The sequence below is a fragment of the Lelliottia sp. genome, assembly GCF_045627565.1.
In the GTDB taxonomy this organism is placed as follows: Bacteria; Pseudomonadota; Gammaproteobacteria; order Enterobacterales; family Enterobacteriaceae; genus Enterobacter.
Genome location: NZ_JAZQNX010000040.1, coordinates 33,340 through 52,070, shown reverse-complemented (window position 1 = coordinate 52,070; position 18,731 = coordinate 33,340). Strand labels below are relative to the sequence as shown.

Below are 18,731 nucleotides of genomic sequence, written 5' to 3'. Positions count from 1 at the left end.
TTCATCCAGGCTTTAGGGATTATTCAGGATAATCCTTAATCCCAGGACGGAACACGATCAGACGGGCTAATAAAGGCGACACAAGGGGAGAGGTTAATTCTAGGGCGTGTTCGAGGAAGTATCTGTTTTAGAGGCCAGCGCGTCTTCATCCAGCGCAACCGTGGTGACATTGGATGTGCGATAGTCGCCATCAGCCAGTTTACGGGAGAGGCGCAGGGTGGCGGTTTCTCGGGCCAGTAAATATTGGTAATTTGTTTCCAGGCGGCCCATTATTTTATCTTTCAGCTCGGGCTTAAGTTCCATCACTGCATTCATCATCGCACCGTAGATTTCTTCTTTAACCTGCAAAGAATATATTTCATGACGGTTTTGCCATTTCAAACGGACGACGGCTGCCGGGATCGATACCACGTCTTGTGCAATGCGGGCCATCTCGTCTTTTTTATGTTTTTTCAGGGCCTCGAGATTTTGCTTTAAGATAAACTCATCACTTTTATGGTTATCTAAAGTCAAATAAACGTTATTATCTTCAACTTCTTTCACGTTAATCATCCTCTAGTTTATAAAAAATAGGGTTGTTTTTCTCTCTGGTAATAAGATTAAGCCAAATTTCGTTGCCTGCTTCATTTATTTGTTCGGTCTTTTCAGCCATTATTTGACTTAATGTCTGGGCATCTATTTCGCCTTCGGCCTGCAGGTCGTTAAGGAGATGCGCAAAAGCTTCGATCTTTATCACGCGAAACAGTCGGTCTTTAATATGTCTGTCGTGCTCTTCCAGTAGCATATTACGGGATTTACCGGTACGGGTAACACCAATTAATATGTCGGCTTCGAAATCGGAAAGTTTTCTTTTTCCCTGAGTGAAATTAGCATGGCTTTCTGCTTCCCCCGATTTTGGAACCACAGACGCGATGTGGAACCTGACCGGGACGAGATTCTCGGGCAGCATTTTTATTTCCTTTAATTTCAACCGGGTAGGATCAGATAGGGCGTGAGATTCGTTGACAATAACATGAGGCAAATTTAAAATCAAAAAAAATGGAGCCAACCATGAACAGCATTTCTTATTCTGTCATTACATTACTTTTGCTTACCGCTGGCGTTCTTTTATTGATGCGCGAGTTCAATAAAACGAAAGACGCACGGCCACTCGGCGAGCAGCCTCAGCCCATTCCGATGACCAAGGAAGAGGGGGAAGATCATTTCTCGCTGCTGATGAATTCGATAACTCCGGTATGGTACTGGCGCGTCAATCACGAATATATCGATTTTCTTCATGCAACAATCAAGCGAATGAAGATGACCGAAATAAATGATACGCCGGGCCTTTTTGAAGCACAGCGCCGTTGCAGTGACCTGAATTCAGCAGTTTATAAATATTACGACAATATCAAAAAGCGCTGTCTTAACGGCGAAAAGGTCTCTTATTCAGACCTCGACGTGTTGAACCTGCGTCAGTGTTTTCGTGAGTTTAGTCTGGAAGCCTATCCGGATCTGGTGGTGATCGTCTGGCCGGAATATCAACGCCCGTTGGTTAACCCCTCAGAAGTGTAAGGTTTTTGTTGGTAAGTTGTTGCAAACAGTTCACCGCGCTGCGATATAATGCAGCCTGGTTTCGCTTGCTGACAGGACTTTATGGAACGCTTTTTTGAAAATGCAATGTACGCTTCGCGCTGGTTATTAGCACCCGTCTATTTTGGGTTATCACTGGCACTCGTCGCGCTGAGCATCAAATTTTTCCAGGAAATTTTTCACGTTCTCCCCAATATTTTCTCAGTGGCAGAGTCCGATCTGATTCTGGTGCTGCTGTCGTTAGTGGATATGACGCTGGTGGGCGGGCTGCTGGTCATGGTGATGTTCTCGGGCTACGAGAATTTCGTCTCTCAGCTGGATATCGCCGAGCACAAAGAGAAGCTCAGTTGGCTGGGCAAAATGGACGCCTCGTCGCTAAAAAATAAAGTTGCGGCATCCATTGTGGCGATCTCTTCCATCCACCTCCTGCGCGTGTTTATGGATGCGAAAAACATCCCGGATAATAAACTGATGTGGTACGTCATTATTCATCTGACGTTCGTGCTGTCGGCGTTTGTCATGGGGTATCTGGATAAAATCAATCGCAGCGGCAAGTACTGATTCCCTTCGCCCTCTCCGCCAGGAGAGGGCATCTGGTAGCACAAACACTATTTATCCGACGACGCCTGCCATAAATTCAACTGCCCATCTTCGACATGTTGATCAATGCTTTTCAGCTCATCTTCGCTAAAGCGCAGATTGTTCAGCGCTTGCACGTTCTCCTCCAGCTGTTCCGGACGGCTGGCACCAATCAATACGGACGTCACGCGCTCGTCTTTGAGCAGCCAGCTTAACGCCATTTGCGCCATCGTCTGACCTCGCGCCTGCGCCATTTCATTGAGCAAACGCAGGCTATTGAGGTTTGCCTCGGTCAGCATCTTCTCCGTTAAACCGCGCACTTTTTTGCCTTCTCGCTGCATGCGGGAGCCATCAGGAATGCCGTTCAGGTATTTTCCGGTTAACAAACCCTGCGCCAGCGGCGTAAACGCAATACACCCGGTGCCGTTGGCATGCAGCGTATCCAGCAGGCCGCTCTTATCCACCCAGCGATTAAGAACGTTGTACGAAGGCTGATGGATAAGCAGCGGGATTTTCCATTCACGCAATAAATCAGCCATCTCCTGCGTGCGCTCGGGTGAATAGGATGAGATCCCGACGTAAAGCGCTTTTCCGCTCTGAACGGCGTGCGCCAGCGCTGAGGCGGTCTCTTCCATCGGCGTATTTTCATCAACGCGATGCGAATAGAAGATGTCGACATACTCCACACCCATGCGCGTGAGGCTCTGGTCGAGGCTCGCCAGCAGATATTTGCGCGAGCCGCCGGAGCCATACGGGCCAGGCCACATGTCGTAACCGGCTTTGGTAGAGATGATTAACTCATCGCGATACGCCGCGAAATCATGGCGCAGCAGGCGGCCAAAATTCTCTTCGGCACTGCCCGGAGGCGGACCGTAGTTGTTGGCCAGATCAAAATGGGTGATGCCTAAATCAAACGCTTTGCGCAGCAGGGCGCGCTGGGTATCGAGAGGTTGCACGTGGCCGAAGCTGTGCCACAGGCCGAGTGATAGCGCGGGCAGACGTAAGCCGCTTTTACCGCAGTATCGATACTGCATATTTTCGTAGCGGCTTGGGTAGGGGGTCCAGGTCATGATGTCTCCTTTCATAGCGATGAATTTTCGAAACAGTGTTTTCATTCTATCCTTATACAATCACAATTCCTGGAGATATGCGATGACGCGCCTGACCGCTAAAGATTTTCCGCAAGAGTTGATCGAATATTACGACTACTACGCGCACGGCAAAATTAACAAACGCGAGTTTCTGAATCTGGCTGCACGCTACGCTGTGGGCGGTGTGACGGCGCTGGCGCTGTTTAATATGCTCAAACCGAATTACGCTCTCGCGGAACAGGTGAAATTTACCGACCCCGATATTCTCCCTGAATATATTCACTACCCTTCGCCGAACGGGCACGGGGAGGTGCGCGGCTATCTGGTGAAGCCAGCCAAAGCGACGGGAAAGGTGCCTGCGGTCGTTGTCGTGCATGAAAACCGGGGGCTGAATCCGTATATCGAAGACGTCGCCCGACGCGTGGCAAAAGCGGGATACATTGCGCTGGCGCCGGATGGGCTAAGTTCGGTCGGCGGCTATCCCGGCAACGATGAAGAAGGGAAAGTGCTGCAACAAAAAGTCGATCCGACCAAACTGATGAACGATTTCTTCGCCGCCGTTGAGTTTATGAAAACGCATCCGGAGGCGACCGGAAAAGTGGGGATCACCGGATTTTGCTATGGCGGTGGCGTGTCGAATGCCGCTGCGGTGGCGTATCCCGAACTGGCGTGCGCAGTGCCGTTTTATGGCCGTCAGCCAGCGGCCAGCGATGTGCCTAAAATCAAAGCCCCATTGTTGCTTCACTATGCCGAGTTAGATAAGAACATTAACGAGGGGTGGCCCGCTTATGAAGCGGCGCTGAAAGCGAATAATAACGTGTACGAGGCTTACATTTATCCCGGTGTAAATCACGGATTCCACAATGATTCCACGCCGCGTTACGACGAGTCCGCCGCAGATCTTGCGTGGAAACGGACCCTGGGCTGGTTCGAGAAGTATTTGAGTTAAGCGTCTGGCCGGGCGGACGTTCGCGCTGCCCGGCCATTTAACGATTAGAAGCTGTAGCTCATACCCGCCTGAACGCTGGCGTCGTTATCCGCATCGCCCGTTCCCACGTATACGCCCGTGTTGATCGTAAAATTATGGGCAATCGTAGCGTTAACACCCGCACCGAAAATGCCCATGGTGTTGTTGTGACCTGAAGTATTGTGATAATCCGCCGCTTTGATATCGGTGTCGTCGCTGAATTCTTGCTGGAAGCGAGCATCAACCCACGGCATCACCTGCACGTTTTTATTCAGATCGCGAAGCGTAGTCGTCAAGCGCACGCCCGCGCCGCTGTTCCATGAAGAAACCTGGCTGTCGGCAAAGGTCACTGCGCTATCGGAGAAGCCGTTCGCTTTGGTTTGATCCCAGCCTAACGTGACGTAGGGCTGCAACAGCGTTTCGCCCGGCAGCACGACGTTTACCCCGGTGCGCCCCTGAGCCCTATACAGACTCCCGTCGGTCGAACCGTGAAGCGCCTCGGTCATGCCGCTGGTATCGCCGGTAACGTTATTGGCGGATAGTGAATAGCGCATATCGCCATAGCTCATGCTGCCGTCAGTAAACATCCCCCAGGATTTGCCATTCAGCGCTTGCTGCCAGCCGCCGTAAAGGCTGTAGTAATTACCGTAAACGCTGTCTTTGAAGCTGTCTGCGCCCTCGTCGGTATCCTGTACGCGGCTGCGGGTCCATGCCAGAGCGATACCGGCTGTTACGCTATCGCCATTATCCAGATGTGCTGTCCAGTCAACGCCGCCCTGGGCACCCTGGGTAATGCTTTTATAATCGACATCGCTACTGTAGTTGCCGTTCTGATACAGGAAATCCCCCCATATCTGGGCACCATTCGGTTGCTCACCGTACAGATTCGCGAGATGGACCTGATTCATGTGGTTACTGATGTCATCTGCCACCTGTTGTCCGGCCTGTTCTGCAGCATCCAGACCTGCAATCAGCCCCTGGACGTCACTCGCCAGCGAACCTTTCGCGCTAGTAAATTCGATATTCCAGCTCTGGCTGTTATCCGCCGCACGTTGTGTTTGCGGCGCGCTGTCGGCGGCAACAATATTCAGCTCATTGTTATAATTATATGCACCGCTGCGGTTCTCGACACTCTGCTGACCATTCGTAAACGTCGCCCCCGCGTACGCTTGCGGCGTGTTAGTCCTGGCGGTATTGAATGTCCCCAGAATGACATTTTTCTGATTGCGTACAGAAGCGGTAATACTGCTCACCACCACCGCGTTATTCGCGCCTGTAATAGTGCCAAAATCCACAAAACTATCGGTGCTCATCGTAACGGCCGCATTGCTGCCGGTGGACTGAGCAACAAGACGTGAGCCGTTTTGCAGATCCCAGGTGGTGGTATCGTTAATTTTATCGATGCTGATGCTGTTATTACTGGTGGTATTGACCGTTTCGAACTGACTAATTTGTCCGGAAATTGAACTTCCGGCATCCATCGACAGCGTATCGCGTCCGTCACCGCCGTTGACATTTCCATCAACGCGCGAATTATTGGTCAATATAAGCGTGTCATCACCTTTACCGGTGGTGATATTGCCGTTAACGGCGGCATTATTTTGCAGTGTGATGGTGGTATTGCCGCTATTCTGGCTGGCATTCACATTGCCATTAACCGTGCTGTTATCCACCAGAAGGTCATTCGCAGAATGACCTTCTAGCGTGACGTCACCCTTGACCACGCTGTTATTAGTCAGGGAAAGAGTGGTTGCGCCGTTTTCATTGATAATACCAATATCGCCCGTCACCGTGCTGTTATTGAGCGCCAGCGAATCGTGGGTTGTGCCATACATGCCGATGGCGACATCACCAAAAGCATCGACATTCATATCGCTGAAGGGCTTGTATTGACTCAGTTTTGCCGCGAGAGCATCGATGTTTTGTGCGATTTCACTTTGAGCTGCATCGACAGAAGATCGCGTCAGCGTAATTGTGGTATCGGCTTTATCGCTCCCGGCGTAAATTCCGCCCTTATCCATCGAACTGTCACTTAAGGCTATATTTTGCGCGCCCGCACCACCACTAATTATGCTGCCATGAAGGACGCTGCCGTTAGTAATATTCACCGCGTGTGTTCCTTTATCCATTGGATCGAGATAGATAGCAGAACCCATCATGTAATCTTTAGGATTATTGTAATCCCCGCTCGCGTTTTCACCATTGAGAGTGGAATGATCAACGTTCACCATTGTGTTAGTGGTTGAACCAGGTGTACCGGCTTCAATCATATCAACCGTTGCATTATTATTTACGGTTATGTTTACATTGCCACCATTGCTGCCCTGAATGTACCGTCCCGACATATCCGTTCCGGAAACGGTTAATGACTGCGTTTCACCGTCTCCTCGGGCACCGTCCATATAAATATTATCCGACGTTGCATCTGCCATTACGGCATCAGTGACGCCTTTGTCCTGATAGTAGCTCCCGTTATTATATTGCGACAGACCACAAGTTTGTGCTGTGCTGTTATTAGAGCAAGGTGTGTCAGTAGATTTCGCAGCAAAGGCTGATAGAGAAGTTAACGACATTAATACACATTGTGAAAGCAATGAGCGTTTAAGTAATTTACGCATTTTATCATCTCGAAGGTTTAAGTGGGATTGGCTCCTTTTTAAATGAATGCTGCTTATTTAAGAATGTTCTTATGGTGAAATGATGTAATGAAATATTCGGGTTTATTTGGAGGGGAAATAACCTGTGAAATATAAAAACCTGATTAATCAAATAAATTATATTTACACGACAAATGATAATGATTAATTAGCACGCAAATTATGCGGATAATGAACTTAAAGTGCCTTGATTGATAGATTCAGCCTGAAGTGAAATTAGTCCTTCAGAGGGGTAGGGTTAATTTAATGAAAGCTTGTTTTACATTCCCTTATCTTCTGACATGTTAAAAAACTATTCTAAATGAGAATTAAACTCTTCAGGAAAAATTCGCATAACATCAGTCAGTCTGTGAATTATTTTTAAAATTACGTGCGTGAATAGGTATAAGTTCGCCATTTTCTGCCGATAACGAAAGTAAGACTCGCCTTTGGGCGAGTTTTCCCTAACGGCAAGGATAACTCTTATGCATATGCTTCGTAATTTTACCATCCGTTTCGTCGTGCTGGCGATTCTGGGTGTTTTTTGTTTAATGTGGGCCGGGGTTGGATTTTATAGCTCATGGTCACTTTCCAGGGTCTCAGAAGGTAATGAAACCGATCGTCAAATTGTCAAAAAAATGACAATCCTTGGACAGGGCAACGATCAATATTTCCGCTTCGTCACACGCCTGAGTCGTGCGATGGAAGCCAAAGCAGCAGGAGGCACGCCCGATTTAACGTCTGCACAAACGGCGCTAGACAACATGAGCAAACGTCTTGAGGAGATGAAAGCGGTCTCGCACGGCGCGATGAATGAAGCGGTCTTCGCAGAAGTCATCAGCACCTGGCAGGCATTGCTGGAACAAGGCATCGCACCGCAGATGTTAAAGGCGCAGCAAGGCGATGACGCGGGTTACCGTCAGCAGGCAAATATGGTTACTCCGCCGCTCAGTCGCGCGTTTGGCGCAGCCGCGGAGAAATTCAATCATGAGGCTGGCAATACGCTCGAAGAGACGCGTGTTGTCGTCGATGGCCTGACCAGTATGACTCGGACCGTGATTATCAGTGCCATGGTGCTTGGTTTGTTGATTCTGATCTTCACCGATCGCTATTTGGTCACCATGTTGGTTAAGCCTTTAGGACGTATTCGCGAACATTTCCGCCAGATTGCACAGGGCGATCTCAGCCAGTCGGTAGAGCCATTTGGACGCAATTGCGTGGGCCAGCTCGTCCCGCTGCTGACGGCTATGCAGGACAGTTTGCGTGAAGCGGTCAGCTCAATTCGTTCCGGTAGCGATAATATCTGGCGCGGTGCAACGGAAATCTCCAGCGGAAATAACAACCTTTCTTCACGTACCGAAGAACAGGCCGCTGCACTGGAAGAGACGGCTGCGAGTATGGAACAGCTCACAGCGACCGTGAAACTCAACGCGGATAATGCGCGACAAGCAAGTGAACTGGCCGATGTGGCTTCGAGCACAGCCAGTCGCGGTGGTTCGCTGGTTCAGGAAGTGGTCACTACTATGTCCGGGATTTCAGCCAGTTCGAAGAAAATCGCGGAGATCACCACTGTCATTAATGGCATTGCGTTCCAGACGAACATTCTCGCACTCAATGCGGCAGTTGAAGCCGCGCGTGCCGGGGAGCAGGGACGTGGGTTTGCTGTGGTGGCGGGTGAAGTGCGAAATCTCGCCAGCCGAAGTGCTGATGCGGCGAAGGAGATTGAAGGGCTGATTGCTGATTCGGTTTCACGCGTCGAGCGCGGGGCGAAAATTGTGGATGATACAGGAACCACAATGGAAGCGATTCTGCGGGCGGTGACGGAAGTGACGACCATCATGAAGCAAATCGCCTCTGCTTCAGAAGAACAGAGTAAAGGCATTTCGCAGGTGGGGATCGCGATTACACAGATGGACGGCGTGACGCAGCAAAACGCCTCGCTCGTCGAACAGGTCTCCAGTGCCGCTTCGGCACTGGAAGCCCAGACCGAAGAACTCCAGCGTTCGGTGCAAAAATTCCGTCTCTCTTCTCAGGAATCCGCCAGCGTCGTGGGCGTCTCATCGCCTAAAGCCATCGTTAGGGCAAAAACCACCGGCAAAACGGACGAGTGGGTTTCTTTCTAATTCCTCTCTAAACAAAAGGCCGCTCAGGCGGCCTTAAAATAGCATTAGGCATCGCTCAAAATTTCGCTATATAATTTATTGCATATCGAATGAGGGGAAAGCGATGAACAATCACTTTGGTAAAGGACTGCTGGCCGGAATGCGAGCCGAACAGGCCGGCACCGCGCAAAACGCGGCACACTTTTGTTCTGACTATAAACGTGGATTTGTGCTGGGTTTTTCGCAACGCATGTTTGAGCAAACGGGTGACCGTCAGCTTAGCGCCTGGGAAGCGGGTATTTTGACGCGTCGTTACGGGCTGGATCGCGAAATGGTGATGGACTTTTTTAAAGAGAACCTGTCCAGCACGACGCTGCGCTACTTTATGGCGGGTTATCGGCTTGAGGGATGAGCGTCACTGACGATTTGCGTGACCTGCGAAAGGTCACCAATTTTTACTTCGCTTGCGCGCTGAAATTTACTCTTATCAATGAGTAGCAGCGACTGGCTGGCACGTTTAAGAAGCTGCGCCTTAAATCCTGCGCTCTGTTCCGTTGGGTCCCACATGTTTCCCGCTTCATCTACGCCTTCGCACGAAAAGATAAACAGATCGACTTCAATGCTTTTCAGCAGCGTCACCAGCGCAGGATTAACGTAGCAGCGGTATTTCCGCTCCAGTATTCCACCAGAACAGATCAGCGTGATTTTTTCGCGTTTCGCCATTTCATGGCATATCGGCAGGCTGTTGGTAAACACCGTCAGTTCGATATCGGGAAGCTGACGCGCGAGGTGAAAACAGGTCGAACTGGCATCCAGCGCGATGGTCATCCCTTCGCTGAGATAACCTAACGCGTGCCGGGCGATATCGGCCTTATCAGCATAATGGCTTTTTAGCCGTGCGCCAAAAGGTTCCCCTCCGTCACGATTGTCGGCCTGGATGGCGCGCGCGCGCCCGTGGTGGCGCACCAATTTACCCTGCTGTTGAAGCGCCTTCAGGTCACGACGGATCGTTTCTTTACTGACGGCCAGTTGCGCGGCCAGTGTGTCGGTGGTGAGTCCGTCGCATCCGCTCAACAACTGAATAATTTGCTGCTGTCGGCTGCTTTTCACGCGTCCGTTCCGGTGCGGGAGATGGAAATCAACGTGGAACCGATCGCCACGCCGTTTTTGCCGGTGTGTTTAATTTGATACATCGATTGGTCAGCGCGACGCAGCGCGTTAATAAAGTCATCTTCCGGTTGCACTTCGTCAATGCCAATTGACGCGCCAACCCGCGCCTGACCGTTGTCCAGCTCGAATGGCGTGAGTGCCGCTTGCAGGCACTTATGCGCAGTGCTATTGACCCACAAGCTGGACAAGGTAAAAGGGAGTAGCAGGACAAACTCATCGCCGCCAAGACGGCCCACAATGGAGCCTTCGGGGCAGGTTTTACCTAATCGTTTACTCAGTTGAATCAGCAATTCATCGCCGCTACGGTGGCCGAAGGTATCGTTAACGGATTTGAAATCATCAAGATCGATAAAAGCAACGCAAAGCGGCCCCTGCTCTTTGAGCTGAGCAAAATGTTTGACGAGCGCATGGCGGTTTGCCAGCCCAGTGAGCGGATCATGGTTCGCCAGCAGCGCGAGCTGTTCCTCGTACTGCTTCTCTTTGGTCATATCAATGTGAGTGCCTGTGACCCTGAGGGGATTCCCGTGCTCATCCCTTTCACTGACGCGCCCACGATCCAGCACCCAACTGATGGTGCCATTTTTATGCTGCATGCGGTGCAGCGCTTCATAGAAGGGGGTTTTGCCGTTTAGATGGTCATAAAAGGCATCCAACACCATTTGCCTGTCATCGGGATGAAGATGTTCGCGCCAGACATCGAACTGCGCATTCAGCTCTTTCGGCTGATAGCCGAGCATCGATCCCCAGCGCCGATTGTAGATAATCAGTTTTCCACTCGGGACGTCGAGTTGCCACAGACACAGGCCGGTTCCGTCCAGCGCAGCACTCAGCTTACTGCGGGCGTCACGCGCCAGCCTGGCAAGCCGGGCATTGTGCTTTTTCAGATTTTGGATCTGTTGTTTCAGCGCCTGTTCTGACATAAGACATTTCTTGGGAAAATAAGAATGATTCTTGCCAGTTTAGCCTGTGCTTGTAAATATGAAGTTGAAAAAAAGAAAGGGTTTTGTGTCGAATAGACTTTTATTACGCTTTAGTCTGTCGGCAAATTCTTGATGTTAAGAATGATATGCAAAATAGCGTCCTTTACATGTACAAACAGTCGCTTTCTATGCCGCGATTGTCACGTTGATGCGATCACCCTTTTCGGCATCGTGTGCACACGGCTTTACCGATTGGCGAGATTTATTGCCTTAAGTTAAATTTAAATGAGTGTTCGAGCTGGCCAATGTTAAATCAATATTTTGCAGGCAGATTATTGATCGTTATGAGTACTCCACGATGCAACTCTATATGACCACCATGCTTAAGATCCCTGAGCATTTTCATAATACCACTGCGCGATAAGAGTGTTTTTTCCTGAATGTAATCACAAGTGTTAGTCGCCAGGCGAAGATCTTCGTCTTCATTCATTAAGGCGATGAGATTGTTGCGCACTAAATCGTAAGTGGAAACGCCGCTGGATATAAAGTTGTTCTGCAGAAAACGTTTTGAACTAAACATAAAATAATAAGCAAGAGGCTCCCAAAGATCTTGTTCTTTAATGTTTTTCTCAAAGCGAGAACGTGGAACGATCTCGTAGGCAACAGAACTCCGTGCCTGGAAATAGAGTTCACTGTTCTTTTCGAGCAAGAGATTAAGTCCCATGATATGGGGCCCTTTAATATGCGACAAGAGAAGATGATCGTATCCACGATATATTGCCGCGGTTCCCTTATGCAAAATGAAACACATGGGATCGGTATATTGTTGTAGAGAGATGATTTGTCTTTCTCTGCTATTTTGAATACGAGTACTGTCAGATACTGACGTAATAAGTTTAGTAATATGTTCTGCTGGTTTCATGGCAAGCACCATAGATAAAGGGGACAACGCATCATAAAAAACACACAGTAAATGCTAGCATGCGGGAATCGACATTTCTACTTGTGAATCCAGTTTTGGATTTCATAAGTAAGTTCTGTTAACAAAGTGTTTATAGAACTATTTGAAGTATATGTACCGCCGATAAATTATTTGGAGTGTATATTGCCAGTTCAGAGAATAACTGTTGAACGTATATGTATTCCAAAAATGGATTTTTTGAGTTGAGCGTGTTATCGACTAGTTGAGTAAACTACTTTGCTATTTTTTTGATAAAGGTAGTCATATGCTCAATTTTTCTGAAGTACTCAAAGAAACCATCGCCGTTTCCGTCCTGTCCTTAGTTTGCGCGTTTGCAGCCCATGCCACCGAGCAGGCAGAACAGCGTCAGGAGGCGCGTGACGTCAGGCAGGACACGCGATCACAGGCGCGTCATGACAAAAGGGAATGCAAACACAATGATGAAAAAAGTAACCATGAATGCCGTGAAGAGAAGCGTGGTGCTAAACAGGATGGTCGGCAAAAAGCGCGAGACATAAAGTATTAATTATTTAATCTCTTCATTGCCTTCGCGTATGTCTTTACTTGCGTATATAAAAGCATGGTTTTTAAGAGGTTTTTTGTAGTTATTTTTAATTATCCGAATTACAAAATCTAACGCAAATGAGAAATATCTATAAAGCAGTCATGTCGGTGATTTTGTACGTTACATGACAGACTCATTTAATGGTTACAGTAAACCTCTCATAAAATCATAGGGTTTCACACGACATCTTTTTTTGGAACGATTTCTCATTGAATAAAAACCCCTAAGAATTATCTTGTCGAGGTTTTTATTTGATATAAGCAATGGAAGCGATGAATTCTTTACCTGTTATCATTTTGTATGAACCTCGTATATTGCTACGAAGAGGTTTAACCGCTCTCCTTCAGGATGAAGGTCATCAGGTTGTGTCGTGCACGTCAACTGAGCAACTGACTGAAGAAATCTGTCTGCAAACAGGTCACCTCAGGGTGCTACTGGTGGGTGTCGGAGGGCTTGGCAATACGTTATTCAGAATATTGCGTACGCTTCATGCCACCCATAAGTTGTCGCTTAAAACGGTAGTCTACCTTCCTCAACATGACGACGTGCTGGCGCGTATGTTCAAAGGGGCCGGGGCAAGTCATTGTCTCACGGAAGATGAACTTGAAAGCCAATTGCTCTCGCTTATTCCTGGCCCTTCAACAGAGTATCGCCGCGGTGTGTTTTTGACACCTTCAGAACTTAATGTGTTGATTGATTATGCGTCTGGTTTGCAAACGAACGAAATCGCGACTCGCCGTAATTGCAGTTATAAAACTGTCAGTACCATTAAACTGCTGGTACGGAATCGTTTGAATATAGAAACAAAAAGTAGCTGGGTCAATCTGCTCACCCATATCGATCAGCTCACTTCGTTGTACAAATAAGGACTATTATGTTTACCTGCCAAATTCGCTATGTTGCTCGCAATGATATTTATCTTTCTGGGATTCGATCGGGTCTTGAAAGTATTGTGACCGCTAACCCCGGCTGGCATTGCCAGTTTTCTCCTTTGTCACCATTAGTACAGGAAGAAGAACACCTGATTATTATTGACGCGACAGGGTGTGAAAATATCACTACTCTTTCACCGGAAAGGATGAGCGTGCTGAATAGCAAGCATACGCTGGTCATGGTAAGGGCGGTTCAACGGTGGTTAATTAAAAAACTTCTTCAGCAATATAGCTGTTCCATTTTGTGCGTGGATGAGATTAATTTCCAGATGAGAGATATCATACAGCAGACAATGGAAAATAAACGCTATCTCAGTCCTCTGATCATTCGTCAGCATCACGCAGCTTCTTTGGCTAAGCCTGTCGTTTTTACGCCTGCAGAATCCACGGTTCTGGAATATCTTCGCAAAGGCTGTTCTGGTTCTGAGATATCTAGACTGTTGTTTCGCAGTGAGAAAACAATCAGTTCGCATAAGCGGAATATTATGGGGAAATTAGGCGTAAGAGATGATTTTGAGCTAAATAGCAAAATTAATACGTCTGTCGCGGTGAGTTAAATTGCGCTCTTTACGCCGGGCAAGCCAAAGCGGCTACCCGGCGTTGTGCGATTAATGCGTCGCTTGTCCGATCAAACTTCCTGTCCCGGCACCTACCGCAGCACCTTTCAGAACACTTTTCCCGGTGACTGCCGCCGCTCCAGCGCCAACCACCGCACCTACGGCGCCGCCTTTACGCGCTGCTTTACCCGTTTTGCCGCCTTTTAGCATTGCACCTGTACCGGCTCCAACGACGGCACCGCCAACGGTGGATTTCACACTTTTACCTGTAGCTGCGCCGATGGCTGCACCGGCAACGGCTCCGGCGGCAGTTTTATCCATCGCCATGCCCGAGGTGGAGAAAATCAGAGCGCTTATAATCAGTATCGTTTTAATCATATTCATGACAGTTCCTTTGCAGAGATAGGTTGATAATGTGCTTCGCTCACCCATGTGGAGAGCAATTTCCAGGATACTGCCAGTAACACTGGACCAATCATTAGGCCAATCATGCCCCATGTCAGCATGCCGCCTATAACACCGGTCATGATCAGCAGCAGCGAGGTATCCGCGCCGCGTTTAATCAATATCGGTTTGAGAATGTTATCCAGTGAACCGGCTATCACCGTCCAGACAAGTAACACTGCCCCATTCCAGTGTTCACCCTGGTAAAATAGCCAGATAAATGCCGGTAGCATGATAATCACGGGGCCGAGCTGCATCAGGCAGAGTACAAATATAATGCCTGTCAGCAGGGCGCTTGACGGGATATGGCAGACTGCCAGCCCCACTCCCGCAAAGATGGATTGAATCACGGCCGTCAGAACGACGCCCATCGCCACGGCCTGAATTGTTGTTCCGGCGAGCAGCACCGCGTTGTCGCCACGAGCACCTGCAATGCGGAAAGCGAACTGACGCAGACCACGGGCGATAGTCGTTCCATAAAGGTAAAATGCCAGACAGGCGAGAAGCATCATCAGCCCATTCACAAACAATGCGCTAAATTGCGAAAGGCCTTGCGCCAGTATCACGATAACTTTTGTGATCCATGGTTTTAGCGTATCAAAAATACTCTCAGCATTTTCATGAATCAGCGCCAGCCATTTGCGATGTAAATGCTCACCAACCAGCGGGATATGCGTCAGGAAGTCCAGCGAAGGCAGGTGAGATTTATCGAGATGCATCAGCCACTGCAGCAGGTCTTCAAACAGTGTTGAAAGCATCCCGGCACTGAAAATTATCGGCAGCAGAAATATCGCCGTCAGAAAAACCATCATGGCTGTTATCGCGAGCTTTCTACGGCCACCGAGTTTGCGTTGAACAGTGGTATAAAGCGGCCAGGTCGCAATAACGATCAGACCAGCCCACACGATGCTCAGCAGAAAAGGGTGCAGGATCCAGATGGCGGAACACAACAATGTGAGGATGATAAGGATGCCAAAAAGCGTTTGTGGTAAATCGCGGGGATGTTTAATGGCATTCATTGTTGCATCAACTCCAGCGAAGGCGAGCGTTGACGCTGATCGTTTACATGCACATCCAACTGCGGGTACGGCATCTGAATCTCATTGGCATCCAGCGCATTTTTGATGTTTTCCATCAGATCGTAATACACATCCCAGTAATGTTTATTTTCAGTCCATACGCGAACCACAAAATTCAATGAGGAAGGGGCAAACTCATTGAGACGTATGATGTGACCCTTGTCGTGGTGAATGCGTGGATCGAGCAGAATGACCGTTTTAATGACATTTTTAAGATGTTCAATTGAGGTGTTATAGGCCACACCCAGCGTAATATCGACGCGACGTTCCTTTTGACGGGAAAAGTTAGTGATCTCGCTGGCGATAATTTTACCGTTGGGCACCACGACCATTTTATTGTCGGATGTGCGCAGGGTGGTTGAGAAAATATGCACTTCTTCAATCGTGCCAGCCACGGCTCCCACGCTCGCGTATTCACCCGCGCGAATAGGGCGCAGCGTCACCAGTAAAACGCCCGCCGCGAAGTTCGCGAGTGAGCCTTGCAGCGCCAGGCCGATCGCCAGCCCGGCAGCACCAATCACCGCGATAATGGATGATGTCTCAACGCCGATGCGCCCAAGTGCGGCAATTGCCGCAAATGCCACCATAGCGTAGCGCAACAGCGCGCTGCAAAACTGGGTAATGGTTTTATCGATGTGGCGGCTTAAGAGTAATTTTTTAAATCCGCTGCTGGTGATGCGCGCGATAAAAAGCCCTATAAATAAAAGAAAAATAGCGCCAAATAGATTGGCGATCCCCTGCACGATAACGGATTCGTTATTAATGACCCAGTGGATTAACTGCTTGATCCCGGGAAAAGCTTCGAACTTCATGACGGTATTCCGGTTATATAGAAAACCCGCATTTTAGTGAGTGCCCAGCGCGATCCCGCCGGGTATTTAATCCAAATTTAGAGCGAAATTCGCTACTCCCGAAGAGGGGCACAACGTTCGAGTTTATTCGTTATATAATAATTTGCATAACGAAAGGTGAGGACATGATGAAAAAACAATTTTGGCGGGGTGCAGCGTTTAGTTTACTGATTTATCTACCGTTATCATCGGAGGCCGCGCGGCAGATAACGGCTCAAATCGGACGCCAGGTGACAATTCCTGATGAAGTAGATCGTGTAGTGGTTCTCCAGCATCAGACCCTGAATTTGCTGGTGCAAATGAACGCTACCGACAAAATCGTCGGGATTCTGGCGAACTGGAAGCAACAGCTTGGAGAGGGTTACGTGCGCCTTGCGCCGGAGCTAAACCAAAAAGCGACGCTTGGCGATCTCACTCACGTTGATCCTGAAAAACTCATCGCGCTGCATCCGCAGGTGGTGTTTGTGACCAACTACGCACCGCAGGAGATGAACGACAAGATCAGCAGTTTAGGCATTCCCGTGGTGGCCATTTCGCTGCGCCATGATGCTGCGGGCGAGAAAGCCAAAATGAATCCAACGCTGGCTGATGAAGAAAAGGCCTACGATCAGGGGCTGCGCGAAGGCATTACGCTGATCGGTGAGATCGTCAATAAACCCCGGGAAGCAAAAGTGTTGATCGACGCGACAGTTAAAGGCCGCAAAAGGGTCAGCGATCGCCTGAAAGATATTCCTGAACAAAAACGTATTCGCGCCTACATGGCGAATCCGGAACTGACGACGTACGGTTCTGGAAAATACACGGGCCTGATGATGGCACATGCCGGCGCAATAAACTGTGCCTGACTATTCGCAGCGATGTGATGCACAACGGCGACGACTGGCGTTCATTGCTAAACCGTACAGACTTGCGTCTCGCGACCTCAACGGCGGGGTGCGTCCTTCTGGCGACTATACGCAGGAACTGTTTAACCGGATGGGCACGGAAGGCAATACCGCGCGACAACGTGCAATGGCGCTGGTCGGCGGGCGCAGCTCTGCTCCCATTCCACCAGGAAAAATGGCGGCTCAGTGGGTGATTGAATCTCGGCAGGCGGAGATGTTTATTGGATACGCCAGCTACGCGAAAAAACGGCGACACACGGAGGGGGTAACCGTACTCGCTATTCCTGAACCCTTTAACCCCCGTGCGCAGTATGCACTTGCGATCCTGACGCCCAAAGCACAGCGGCTGGCAGAATTTTTACAATCACAGAAAGCAAAAGCGATACGGCTTGAGGCGGGGTTTGGCGTTTAACCGGGCGGTAAACCGCCCGGACAATCATTACGCCTGACGTTTGTCTTCGGTTTGGGTATCGAAGTCGCTCGCCGCATGGCGTTCATGTAACTGCTCGGATGGCTCGCCAAAGGTACGATTGACGATACGGCCGCGTTTCACTGCCGGGCGCTGCGCGACCTCTTTTGCCCAACGCTGCACGTGTGTGTATTTCTCGGCGTCGAGGAATTCGGCGGCGTTATAAACAGTGCCGAGCACCACGCTGCCAAACCACGGCCAGATGGCAATATCGGCGATGGTGTACTCTTCACCCGCGATGTAACGACTCTTCGCAAGCTGTTTATCCAGCACGTCGAGCAGGCGTTTTGCCTCCATCGTGAAGCGGTCGATCGCGTACTGAATCTTCACCGGCGCATAATTATAGAAGTGACCAAAGCCTCCGCCGAGGAACGGCGCGGAGCCTTGCAGCCAGAATAACCAGTTTAACGTTTCGGTACGTCCCGCCGGATCTTTTGGCAAAAGGTGACCAAATTTTTCTGCCAGATACAGCAGAATATGGCCCGATTCAAATACGCGCGTCGGCGGGTTCGTGGAATGGTCCCGAAGTGCCGGAATCTTCGAGTTCGGGTTAACGTCCACAAAGCCGCTCGAGAACTGGTCGCCTTCGCCAATGCGAATCAACCACGCGTCGTACTCCGCCTCGCTGACACCCAGCGCCAGCAGCTCTTCGAGCATGATTGTGACTTTCTGACCGTTCGGCGTACCCAGTGAATACAGCTGCAAAGGATGCTGCCCGACGGGCAAATCTTTCTCGTGCGTGGCGCCGGAAATGGGGCGATTGATATTCGCGAACGCGCCGCCGTTACCGTTCTGTTCCCATTCCCACACTTTCGGTGGCTGGTAGTTGTTGTCTGACATGTTGATCTGCCTTTTGCGTGATGTGTTGAGGCAGTGTAGCAGGAGATTTGTGAACGCTTTAACGTTGCGAGCGCAATAGATTTTCCGCTTTTCTTGTCTGCGCGCTGTACAC

20 protein-coding genes and 1 pseudogene are annotated in these 18,731 nt (G+C 49.5%); 10 read left to right on the top strand and 11 right to left on the bottom strand.

Annotation, left to right across the window (positions count from 1 at the left end; translation table 11 throughout):
* Nucleotides 1-99: 99 nt before the first annotated feature.
* Together ACKI5T_RS19380 and ACKI5T_RS19375 are read right to left on the bottom strand one after the other, a co-directional pair.
* Nucleotides 100-552 carry a cytoplasmic protein gene (locus tag ACKI5T_RS19380; protein ID WP_407439533.1) on the bottom strand — a complete coding sequence of 151 codons (453 nt, stop codon included), beginning with the start codon at nt 550-552 and terminating at the stop codon, nt 100-102.
* The gene (locus ACKI5T_RS19375; RefSeq protein WP_133631415.1) at nt 545-949 is read right to left on the bottom strand and encodes a hypothetical protein; all 405 of its coding nucleotides are present in this window, start codon (nt 947-949) and stop codon (nt 545-547) included. The genes ACKI5T_RS19380 and ACKI5T_RS19375 overlap by 8 nt, the downstream gene beginning before the upstream one ends.
* A gap of 101 nt (nt 950-1,050) precedes the next feature.
* Between ACKI5T_RS19375 and ACKI5T_RS19370 the strand changes: the two genes are divergently transcribed.
* Together ACKI5T_RS19370 and ACKI5T_RS19365 are read left to right on the top strand one after the other, a co-directional pair.
* Nucleotides 1,051-1,554, top strand: a complete 504-nt coding sequence (locus ACKI5T_RS19370) for an ESA_00282 family adhesion-associated protein (RefSeq protein ID WP_407439531.1) — start codon at nt 1,051-1,053, stop codon at nt 1,552-1,554.
* Between the two features lie 81 nt (nt 1,555-1,635).
* Complete coding sequence (locus ACKI5T_RS19365) at nt 1,636-2,133, top strand: TIGR00645 family protein (RefSeq protein ID WP_015960399.1); 498 nt, start codon at nt 1,636-1,638, stop codon at nt 2,131-2,133.
* A 47-nt stretch (nt 2,134-2,180) separates the two neighbouring features.
* Here the strand turns inward: ACKI5T_RS19365 and ACKI5T_RS19360 are convergent, their stop codons facing one another.
* A complete protein-coding gene (locus ACKI5T_RS19360; RefSeq protein ID WP_407439529.1) occupies nt 2,181-3,221 on the bottom strand; it encodes an aldo/keto reductase in 1,041 nt (346 codons plus the stop codon).
* An 82-nt stretch (nt 3,222-3,303) separates the two neighbouring features.
* Between ACKI5T_RS19360 and yghX the strand changes: the two genes are divergently transcribed.
* Nucleotides 3,304-4,191 (top strand): YghX family hydrolase, encoded by an 888-nt coding sequence (gene yghX / locus ACKI5T_RS19355; protein ID WP_407439527.1) that lies wholly within the window; start codon nt 3,304-3,306, stop codon nt 4,189-4,191.
* Between the two features lie 44 nt (nt 4,192-4,235).
* Here the strand turns inward: yghX and ACKI5T_RS19350 are convergent, their stop codons facing one another.
* Nucleotides 4,236-6,782: an autotransporter domain-containing protein gene (locus ACKI5T_RS19350; protein ID WP_407439525.1), complete on the bottom strand. Its 2,547-nt coding sequence runs from the start codon at nt 6,780-6,782 to the stop codon at nt 4,236-4,238.
* 548 nt (nt 6,783-7,330) lie between these two features.
* Here ACKI5T_RS19350 and ACKI5T_RS19345 point away from each other — a divergent pair.
* A complete protein-coding gene (locus tag ACKI5T_RS19345; RefSeq protein ID WP_407439523.1) occupies nt 7,331-8,968 on the top strand; it encodes a methyl-accepting chemotaxis protein in 1,638 nt (545 codons plus the stop codon).
* A 103-nt stretch (nt 8,969-9,071) separates the two neighbouring features.
* Nucleotides 9,072-9,359 (top strand): DUF2623 family protein, encoded by a 288-nt coding sequence (locus tag ACKI5T_RS19340; RefSeq protein ID WP_407439522.1) that lies wholly within the window; start codon nt 9,072-9,074, stop codon nt 9,357-9,359.
* On the opposite strand, the gene fucR is transcribed toward ACKI5T_RS19340, so the two are convergent.
* The 3 genes from fucR to ACKI5T_RS19325 form a co-directional block, all read right to left on the bottom strand.
* On the bottom strand, nt 9,341-10,057 hold the full coding sequence (gene fucR / locus ACKI5T_RS19335) for an L-fucose operon activator (protein WP_407439520.1): 717 nt from the start codon (nt 10,055-10,057) through the stop codon (nt 9,341-9,343). The two genes, ACKI5T_RS19340 and fucR, sit on opposite strands and share 19 nt — an antisense overlap.
* The gene (locus tag ACKI5T_RS19330) at nt 10,054-11,037 is read right to left on the bottom strand and encodes a diguanylate cyclase domain-containing protein (protein ID WP_407439518.1); all 984 of its coding nucleotides are present in this window, start codon (nt 11,035-11,037) and stop codon (nt 10,054-10,056) included. Before ACKI5T_RS19330 ends, fucR begins: the two co-directional genes overlap by 4 nt.
* Before the next feature lie 313 nt (nt 11,038-11,350).
* Nucleotides 11,351-11,959 (bottom strand): helix-turn-helix domain-containing protein, encoded by a 609-nt coding sequence (locus tag ACKI5T_RS19325; protein WP_407439516.1) that lies wholly within the window; start codon nt 11,957-11,959, stop codon nt 11,351-11,353.
* A gap of 304 nt (nt 11,960-12,263) precedes the next feature.
* Here ACKI5T_RS19325 and ACKI5T_RS19320 point away from each other — a divergent pair, with 304 nt between their 5' ends.
* The 3 genes from ACKI5T_RS19320 to ACKI5T_RS19310 all read left to right on the top strand — a co-directional run bounded on the left by ACKI5T_RS19320 (nt 12,264) and on the right by ACKI5T_RS19310 (nt 14,052).
* Nucleotides 12,264-12,524: a hypothetical protein gene (locus ACKI5T_RS19320; RefSeq protein WP_407439515.1), complete on the top strand. Its 261-nt coding sequence runs from the start codon at nt 12,264-12,266 to the stop codon at nt 12,522-12,524.
* A 311-nt stretch (nt 12,525-12,835) separates the two neighbouring features.
* Nucleotides 12,836-13,429 carry a LuxR C-terminal-related transcriptional regulator gene (locus ACKI5T_RS19315; protein ID WP_407439513.1) on the top strand — a complete coding sequence of 198 codons (594 nt, stop codon included), beginning with the start codon at nt 12,836-12,838 and terminating at the stop codon, nt 13,427-13,429.
* 8 nt (nt 13,430-13,437) lie between these two features.
* Nucleotides 13,438-14,052: a helix-turn-helix transcriptional regulator gene (locus ACKI5T_RS19310; RefSeq protein ID WP_407439511.1), complete on the top strand. Its 615-nt coding sequence runs from the start codon at nt 13,438-13,440 to the stop codon at nt 14,050-14,052.
* A 51-nt stretch (nt 14,053-14,103) separates the two neighbouring features.
* On the opposite strand, the gene ACKI5T_RS19305 is transcribed toward ACKI5T_RS19310, so the two are convergent.
* From ACKI5T_RS19305 to mscS, 3 genes are read right to left on the bottom strand one after another with little or no spacing between them, the layout of a single operon-like run.
* Nucleotides 14,104-14,436, bottom strand: a complete 333-nt coding sequence (locus tag ACKI5T_RS19305; RefSeq protein WP_407439509.1) for a glycine zipper family protein — start codon at nt 14,434-14,436, stop codon at nt 14,104-14,106.
* Entirely contained in the window at nt 14,433-15,515 is a 1,083-nt protein-coding gene (ydiK, locus tag ACKI5T_RS19300; protein WP_407439508.1) for an AI-2E family transporter YdiK, read from the bottom strand. Before ydiK ends, ACKI5T_RS19305 begins: the two co-directional genes overlap by 4 nt.
* Nucleotides 15,512-16,387: a small-conductance mechanosensitive channel MscS gene (gene mscS / locus ACKI5T_RS19295; protein ID WP_407439506.1), complete on the bottom strand. Its 876-nt coding sequence runs from the start codon at nt 16,385-16,387 to the stop codon at nt 15,512-15,514. The genes ydiK and mscS overlap by 4 nt, the downstream gene beginning before the upstream one ends.
* A gap of 167 nt (nt 16,388-16,554) precedes the next feature.
* On the opposite strand from mscS, the pseudogene ACKI5T_RS19290 reads away from it, so the two are divergent.
* Nucleotides 16,555-17,268 (top strand): annotated as a pseudogene (locus tag ACKI5T_RS19290) (ABC transporter substrate-binding protein); the annotation flags it as partial.
* 133 nt (nt 17,269-17,401) lie between these two features.
* A complete protein-coding gene (locus tag ACKI5T_RS19285; RefSeq protein ID WP_407439613.1) occupies nt 17,402-17,722 on the top strand; it encodes a substrate-binding domain-containing protein in 321 nt (106 codons plus the stop codon).
* A gap of 27 nt (nt 17,723-17,749) precedes the next feature.
* On the opposite strand, the gene yghU is transcribed toward ACKI5T_RS19285, so the two are convergent.
* Nucleotides 17,750-18,619, bottom strand: a complete 870-nt coding sequence (gene yghU / locus ACKI5T_RS19280; protein ID WP_407439504.1) for a glutathione-dependent disulfide-bond oxidoreductase — start codon at nt 18,617-18,619, stop codon at nt 17,750-17,752.
* Nucleotides 18,620-18,731 lie beyond the last annotated feature (112 nt).